7 protein-coding genes are annotated in these 7,487 nt (G+C 72.8%); all 7 read left to right on the top strand.

Features of this window, described 5'->3' with window-relative positions:
• Position 1: 1 nt before the first annotated feature.
• Genes N5D62_RS13845 through N5D62_RS13815 form a run of 7 tightly spaced genes read left to right on the top strand, consistent with a single transcriptional unit; the run spans position 2 to position 7,377 of the window.
• Positions 2-796 carry a thioesterase domain-containing protein gene (locus tag N5D62_RS13845; RefSeq protein WP_279758412.1) on the top strand — a complete coding sequence of 265 codons (795 nt, stop codon included), beginning with the start codon at positions 2-4 and terminating at the stop codon, positions 794-796.
• Positions 797-847: 51 nt separating this feature from the next.
• The gene (locus N5D62_RS13840) at positions 848-1,831 is read left to right on the top strand and encodes a TauD/TfdA family dioxygenase (protein WP_279758411.1); all 984 of its coding nucleotides are present in this window, start codon (positions 848-850) and stop codon (positions 1,829-1,831) included.
• Positions 1,832-1,852: 21 nt separating this feature from the next.
• Entirely contained in the window at positions 1,853-2,833 is a 981-nt protein-coding gene (locus tag N5D62_RS13835; protein WP_279758410.1) for a TauD/TfdA family dioxygenase, read from the top strand.
• Positions 2,830-3,642 carry a formyltransferase family protein gene (locus N5D62_RS13830; RefSeq protein ID WP_279758409.1) on the top strand — a complete coding sequence of 271 codons (813 nt, stop codon included), beginning with the start codon at positions 2,830-2,832 and terminating at the stop codon, positions 3,640-3,642. Before N5D62_RS13835 ends, N5D62_RS13830 begins: the two co-directional genes overlap by 4 nt.
• Complete coding sequence (locus N5D62_RS13825; protein ID WP_279758408.1) at positions 3,639-4,211, top strand: GNAT family N-acetyltransferase; 573 nt, start codon at positions 3,639-3,641, stop codon at positions 4,209-4,211. The genes N5D62_RS13830 and N5D62_RS13825 overlap by 4 nt, the downstream gene beginning before the upstream one ends.
• On the top strand, positions 4,208-6,625 hold the full coding sequence (locus tag N5D62_RS13820; RefSeq protein WP_279758407.1) for a penicillin acylase family protein: 2,418 nt from the start codon (positions 4,208-4,210) through the stop codon (positions 6,623-6,625). Before N5D62_RS13825 ends, N5D62_RS13820 begins: the two co-directional genes overlap by 4 nt.
• Complete coding sequence (locus tag N5D62_RS13815) at positions 6,622-7,377, top strand: 4'-phosphopantetheinyl transferase superfamily protein (RefSeq protein ID WP_279758406.1); 756 nt, start codon at positions 6,622-6,624, stop codon at positions 7,375-7,377. Before N5D62_RS13820 ends, N5D62_RS13815 begins: the two co-directional genes overlap by 4 nt.
• Positions 7,378-7,487: the final 110 nt, after the last annotated feature.

Below are 7,487 nucleotides of genomic sequence, written 5' to 3'. Positions count from 1 at the left end.
GATGACCCCGACCGCCTCCTTGCCGCCGCGCGCCATCGCATCGGCCGCCGCCTTCTCGCCCCGGCCCCGTCCCGACGCGCCGATGCGGCTGTTCTGCCTGCCCTATGCCGGCGGCGCCGCGTCCCTGTTCCGCGACTGGCCCGGCCGGCTGCGCACGCCGGTGGAGGTGGTGGCCGTCGAGCCGCCCGGCCGCGGCGCCCGCTTCGGCGAGCCGGCGCTGGGCGACGCACATCGCCTGGCCGACGCGCTGGCCGAGGCCCTGCTGCCCTGGCTGGACCGGCCCTTCGCGCTGTTCGGGCACAGCAACGGCGCGCTGATGGCCTTCGAGATCGCTCACCGGCTCCGCGACCGCGGGCACCTGCCGGCGCTGTTCTTCGCCTCGGCCAAGAACGCGCCGGGGCTCGTCGACGAGCGGTCGCCCCTGCACGCCCTGCCGCGCGCCGCCTTCCTGGACGCGCTGCGCGAGCGGGGCGGCACGCCGCCCGAGTTCTTCGAGCATCCGGACCTGGTCGAGCTGTACCTGCCGGTCCTGCGCGCCGACTTCTCGTTGAGCGAGACCTACCGCTACCGCCGTCGCGAGCCGCTGGCCACGACGCTGGTGACCGTGGCCGGCCGCGACGACCCCTGCATGGGCGAGGACGCCCTGCTCGGTTGGCGCCGCGAGTTCCACGGGCCCGTGTCGCACCACCGGATCGACGGGGGCCACTTCTTCATCGACACGCATCTCGACGCGCTGGCCGCGCTGATCGACGCGCATCTCGCCACGGCCCTGGCCGCGGCGACCGCGCGCGGCTAGCGCGCCCGCCCTTTCCTCCTCCAGAACCCTGAACCGATCGCGGAGCACCGCATGCAACAACTCGCCCTCACCGCCGCCGAGGTGGCCCACATCCAGACCCTGCTGGATCGCGTCATGGCCGTCTGCGACACCGCCGACGACCCCGGTTTCCTGCAGGAGGCCGGTTTCCTCTCGCGCCAGCTGCCGCCCCGGCTGGTAGCCTTCTATCACCAGCTCCGGGTGTCGCATGAACACACGGGCATGACGCTGGTGACGGGCTTCCCGTTCGAGGCGCCCGGCGACACCCCGTCCTCCTGGAACTACCCCGAGTCCTACCGCCCGCGCCTGGCGATGGACTTCCTGGCGGTGCTGGCGTCGGCCTGCCTGGGCCATGTCTTCGGCTGGTCGACCCAGCAGAAGGGCAAGATCGTCCACGACCTGATTCCGCAGCCCCACCGCGGCGGCGCGCAGACCAGCTACGGCAGCACGTCGGAGCTGCTGATGCACACCGAGGATTCCTTCCACGACTTCCGGGCCGACTTCGTCTGCATGTACGGCATCCGCAACCATGCCGCCGTGCCGACGACGCTGGCCTCGATGCGGGAACTCGAGCTCCCGCCGGCGACGCAGGCGCTGCTGTTCGACGCGGTCTTCCCGCTCAAGCCCGACGAGACCCACCTCGACACCGCGCAGCAGTCCGACGCGGCGCTGCGCGCGACGGCGGACGAAGCCACCGGCATCCGGACCTTGTATGGCAACCGGGCCCATCCCTTCCTGCGCTACGACCCCGCCTACACCGACTTCGCCGGCATGGACCCGGCCGCGCTCGAGGCCTACGACCTGCTGCGCGCGGAGATCGAGCGCAAGACCCGCGACACCGTGATCGGGGCCGGCGACCTCTGCCTGATCGACAACCGCAAGGTCGTGCACGGCCGGCGGCGCTTCGACCCCGCCTTCGACGGGCAGGACCGCTGGCTCAAGCGGATCAACATCACCACCAACCTGCGCAAGTCCGCCGCCACGCGCGCGGGCCTCGAGTCCCGCGTGATCGGCTGACGCGCCAGATCGGAAGACCTCATGAACAAGTACCAATTGACCGCCTCCGAGCTCCAGCACGTGCGCGCGCTGCTCGACGAATGCCGGCGCGCCCATCCGTCGGCCGAGGACGAGGACTTCGTCCGCGACGCCCCGCTGGTCGCCGCGCGCCTGCCCGAAGGACTGCTGCGCGAGCTGTACCGGCTGCGGGACCTGCAGGACCATGCCGGCGTGCTGGTCGTCAGCGGCTTCTCGCCGGGCGCGCCGATGCCCGCCACGCCGCGGACCTGGTTCAAGGAAGACAGCTACCACCCGGACTTCGACTGCGACTACCTCGCGATCCTGATGGCCTCGGTGTTCGGGGAACCGTTCGGCTTCGAGACGCAGCAGGCCGGCAAGCTGATCCACGACATCCTGCCGATGAAGGGCCGCGAGTACGCCCAGGAAGGCGCCAACAGCCTGCAGATGCTGAACTTCCACACCGAGGACACCTTCCATCCGATGCGCGCGGACTTCATCTGCCTGCATTGCGTGCGCAATCCCGACCACACCGCGACGCTGATCGCCGCCGTGCGCGACCTGCGCCTGTCCGACCGCGACCTGGCGGTGCTGGCGCAACCCCGCTTCCATCACCTGGCCGACGACTCGCACACCGAGGACGTGGCGCGCCCGCCGGCGGAGTCGATCCTGGTCGGCCACGCGACGACCCCCTACATCCGCTTCGACCTCGACTTCACGATCGCCGCCGCCGGCGACGACGAGGCCGCGCAGGTGATGTCGCGCCTGGTCCAGGAACTGCAGGCGCGCAGCCGGGAGGTGCCGCTGGCCGACGGCGACCTGTGCTTCATCGACAACTACAAGTGGCTGCACGGCCGCAAGTCCTTCCAGCCGCGCTTCGACGGCGCCGATCGCTGGCTGCGCCGCTTCAACGTGAAGGTGGACCTGGCCGAGGCCATGGCCTACCGCGCCAGTCCCACCTCGCGCATGCTGCGCTTCGAGGCCGTGACGGGAGAAGGCCGATGAGATTCGCCTACCTGGGAGACGACAGCTTCGGCGACGTCCTGACGGCCGCGCTGCGCGACGGCCATGAGCTCGTCGAGCTCTTCACCGAGGAGGACGACGGCGAGCAGGTCGCGGCACTGGCCGGGTCGCTCGGCGTGCCGGTCCAGTTCGATCCGATCGGACCCGAGGACATGGCGCGCCTCCAGGCCAAGGGCGTGGACCTGGTGCTGTCGGCGTCCTACTCGCACAAGGTGCCCGACTGGCGCGGCCACTGCGCCTACGGCATCAACATCCATCCCTCCCCGCTGCCGGAGGGCCGCGGCCCGGCGCCGCTGCCCCACCTGATCCTGAAGGGCTTCACGCAATCGGCGATCACCGTGCATGAACTCTCCGCGCAGTGGGACGGCGGCGCGGTGGTCGCGCGGCAAGGGTTCGACCTCGCGCCGGACGAGAATCTGACGACGCTGCTGGTCAAGTCCCGGCACCACGCCGCGGCGTTCATCGGCGCGGTGCTGGCGGACCTGCCGGCCCGATGGGAGCGGCGCGCGGCCCAGTCCGCGGGCACCTACTGGCGCATGCCGGTCGACGCGGACCGGACGCTGGACCTGGCGGGCTCGGTGGCGCAGGCGACGCGGATGTCGCGCGCCTTCCACGGCCACGGGGTGGTGCTGCGGGACGGCGACCGGCTGCTGCTGGTCGACGAGCTGCACGGCTGGACCCACCCGCACGGCCTGGCCCCCGGCCAGGAAGTCCCCTCGATGCAGCAGGAACGCGTCTTCGCCGTGCGCGACGGCTTCATCACGTTGATCAAGTACAAGGACATGCCATGAGCGCCCCCATCACCCTCTCCCGCGTGACGCGCGACGACGCCACGCTCCTCGACCGGCTCTGGCAGTTCTACGAGCTCGAATCCTCGTTCTGGTCCGGCGAGGACATCGATGAGTCGGCCCGGTTCAACTCGCTGTCCGACTTCCTGGAGCGGCTGGGCGATCCCGACAGCTTCGACTGGGCCTACCTGATCCGGCACGAGGGCCGGCTGGCCGGCCTGCTGCTGGTGGGCCACCAGAACCTGCGCGGCCGCTCGATCATGGAGTTCGCCGACCTGTACATCCTGCCCCGGTATCGCGGGCGCGGCATCGCCAGCGAGGTGGTCCAACAGGTCGTGCTGGACTCCAACGAGCCGTGGCTGATTTGCGTGTTCCGCGAGGACCGCCAGGCGCTCGACTTCTGGCGCCGGGCGTTCGAGCGCCTGCCGTTCTCGTCGGTGCGCGAAGAGGTGCCGTCGGAGGACCCGGACCTGCACGAGTTCATCGTCAACGACGGACCGGCGGACGTGGCGGTGACCGGAGCGGCGGACGCGGTCGGCACGGTCGGCACGGTCGGCGCGAGGTCCGCATGAGGCGCTGGTCGAGCTGGCGGCGGTTCGGCGTCGCGGGGCTGCTCGGCGCGGGTGGCCTGACGCTCGCGCTGTCCTTGACCGGTGTCGCGCTGATGCGCGCGAGCCTGCCGCAATTGGACGGCGAGCTGCGATCGCCCGGGGTAACCCAGCCCGTCGTGGCCTCGCGCGACGATCACGGCGTGCCCGCCATCGTCGCGCGCAGCCGCGAGGACGCGGCCTACGCCACCGGCTTCCTGCATGCGCAGGACCGCTTCTTCCAGATGGACCTGCTGCGGCGTTCGGCGGCGGGGGAACTCGCGGCGCTGTTCGGCGAGAACCTGCTGGACCAGGACCGCGCGTCGCGGGTGTACCGCTTCCGCGACCGGGCCGAGGCGGCGGTCGCCGCCCTGGCGCCGGCCGAGCGCGAGCTGCTGGCGCGGTACGTGGGCGGCGTCAACGCCGGGCTCGCGTCGCTGCGCGCGCGGCCCTTCGAGTACCTGGTGCTGGGCGAGGCGCCCAAGCCCTGGACGGCCGCCGACAGCCTGCTGGTGATCTGGGCGATGTACCTGGACCTGCAGGGCGAGCAGGAGCCGCGGGAAGTCGCGCTGCGCTGGCTGCGGGACCATGCCACGGCGGAACAGCTCGCGGTGCTGATGCCGCCGTCGTCGCCGTTCGACGCGCCGATGGATGCCGACGAGGTCGCGGCGGTGCCGGCGGCCATGCCCGCCAGCGGTCCCGCGTGGTTCGGTCCGGCGGGCGGCGACGCGCCGCGCCCGATGGCCCGCGCGGCCCTGCCGCCGACGGTGCCGCCGGTGGCGCCGTGGCTGGTCCGCAAGGACCGTCCGCTGGCCGTGGGCAGCAATGGCTGGGTGGTGGCGGGATCGCGCGCCAGCACCGGCGCGGCCGTCATGGCCAACGACATGCACCTGACACTGCGCCTGCCCAACACCTGGTACCGGCTGTCGCTGAGCTATCCCGCGTCGGGACACGACCGCCGACTCGTCGGCGTGACGCTGCCGGGCGTGCCGATGCTGGTGGCCGGCAGCAACGGCGACGTCGCCTGGGGATTCACCAACAGCTACGGCCGCTACGTGGACCTCGTGGACGCCACCCCGGTCGATGCCGGGGCCGGACGATTCCGGGTGGCCGGCCGCGAGGTCGTGGCCACGCCGCGCGAGCAACGCATCGAGGTCCGCGGCGGCGACGCCGTGACGGTGACGACCCGCGAGATCGACGGCCTGCCCCTGCGGGAGATCGAGGGCCGGCAGGTCGTCGTCCGCTGGACCGCGCTGCTGCCCGGCGCCGTGGACCTGGGGCTGTCGCGGCTGGAATCCGCCACCGGGCTGGACGACGCCCTGAGCCGCGCGGCGACTGCCGGCATTCCCGCGCAGAACATCCTGATCGCCGCGCGGGACGGCCGCGTCGGATGGACGCTGGCGGGTGCGCTGCCGGACCGCTGGGCCGAGGCCGGCGCCGCCGCGAACGCGGTGCCGTTCGCGCGCCTGCCCGCCGACGCGCATCCACGGCGCGTCGACCCGGGCGATGGCGTGCTCTCGTCGGGGAACCAGCGCCAGCTCGCGGGACCGGCGCAGGCCCTGATCGGCGACGGCGGCGCCGACCTCGGACCACGTGGTCGCCAGATCCGGACGGCGCTCCGCGCCACGTCGAAGCCCGACGAAGCCGCGCTGCATGCCCTCCAGCTCGACGACCGCGCCGAGTTCATGGCCCTCTGGCGCGCCCAGGCCCTGGCCGTGCTGGACGAGCGCCAGGCGCCGGCCGGCTCGCCGCGCGCCGAGTTCCGGTCCCTGCTGCAGACCGGTTGGACCGGGCGGGCCGACGCGTCGTCGGTCGGCTACCGCCTCGCGCGGGCCTACATGGACGCGCTGGGGGTGGAGCTGTTCGGGCGAGGCAGCGAAGCCTTGGCCCGCTTGCCTGGCAGCCTCGACTACCAGATGGCCGTCCCCCGCTGGCCGGCCGTGGCCCAGCGCCTGATCGCGGAGCGGCCGGCGGGCTGGCTGCGGCCGGGCGTCGATTGGGACAGCGTCCAGCTGGCGGCGGTGGATCGCGCGATCGCCACGCTGCGGCAGGAGGGACCGATGGCCGAGCGACGCTGGGGCGACTACAACCGCAGCCGCATCGAGCACCCGCTCGCGATGGCGCTGCCCGGCCTGGACGCGTGGCTGCGGGCGCCGCAGACCGAGATGCCGGGCGACGAGTACCTGCCGCGCGTCAGCGGCGCCGCCTTCGGGCAGTCGGAGCGGCTGGTCGTCGCGCCGGGTCGCGAGGAGCGCGGGCTGTTCAACATGCCCGGCGGGCAGAGCGGGCATCCGCTGAGCGACTACTTCCTGGCCGGACATGCCGACTGGGTGGCGGGCAAGCCGCTGCCCTTGCTGCCGGGGCCGGCGCGCCACGTCCTGACCTTCACGCCGGGATGAGCGCGGGCCAGGGAGGCCTGCTCGCGGCGCTGAGCCGGGCCGCGCCGGAGCGCCACGCGCGCGTCCTGCGGCTGATCGGCGAGGCCCCGCATCCGCTGCCTGGCGGCGCGATCGGCCACGGGCTCGAGTTCGCGGCGCTGGAAGCGGTGCTCGACGGCCTGACGCCGCCGGCGCTGCCGGCGCGGCTGCGCGACGCGGTGCGCCCACGGCAGCTCAGCCATGCCGCGGGTCGGTACTGCGCCGAGCTGGGACTGCTGGCCCTGACCGGCACCGACGGCGAGGTGCCGACGGGCCCGGCCGGCGAGCCGCTCTGGCCGAGCGGCGTCTCCGGGTCGATCACGCACGCGGGTGGCGGGGCCTGGGCGGCCGTCGGGCGATCGGCGGAGGTCGGCACCCTCGGTCTCGACACGGAGGTCGTGGTGGATGCCGCCGGCCTCGCCGACATCCTCGCCGTCTGCGTCACGCCTGGGGAACGCGAGCGATGGTTTCGATCGTGTCCAACCGAGACGGCGGCGGAACTGGCGACCGCGCTGTTCTCCGCCAAGGAGAGCCTGTACAAGGCGCTCCATCCCCGGGTCCGGCGCTTCGTCGACTTCACCGAGGTCGAGATGGTCGATCGATGCGAGCAGTTGCGATGGCTGCGGCTGCGGCCGGCGTCCACGAGCGCTCTCGCGGACGTGTTCGACGACCTCACCGTCAACGTGCGCCGCGAGGGCGTCCGGGTGCATACGGCCACCGCGCTGGCGCGCTGACGACGCCGCGGGCCGATCGACCCCCACACGCTTTGTCACCACGACCAGGGTTTTCCCGCTGCGTCCGATCGGCTGGATTTCGGAAAGTGGTATCCAAGCGGTGGTCATAA

This window comes from Mitsuaria sp. GD03876 (assembly GCF_029840635.1).
Lineage (GTDB): Bacteria > Pseudomonadota > Gammaproteobacteria > Burkholderiales > Burkholderiaceae_C > Roseateles.
This window is presented reverse-complemented; position numbering and strand designations above follow the sequence as displayed.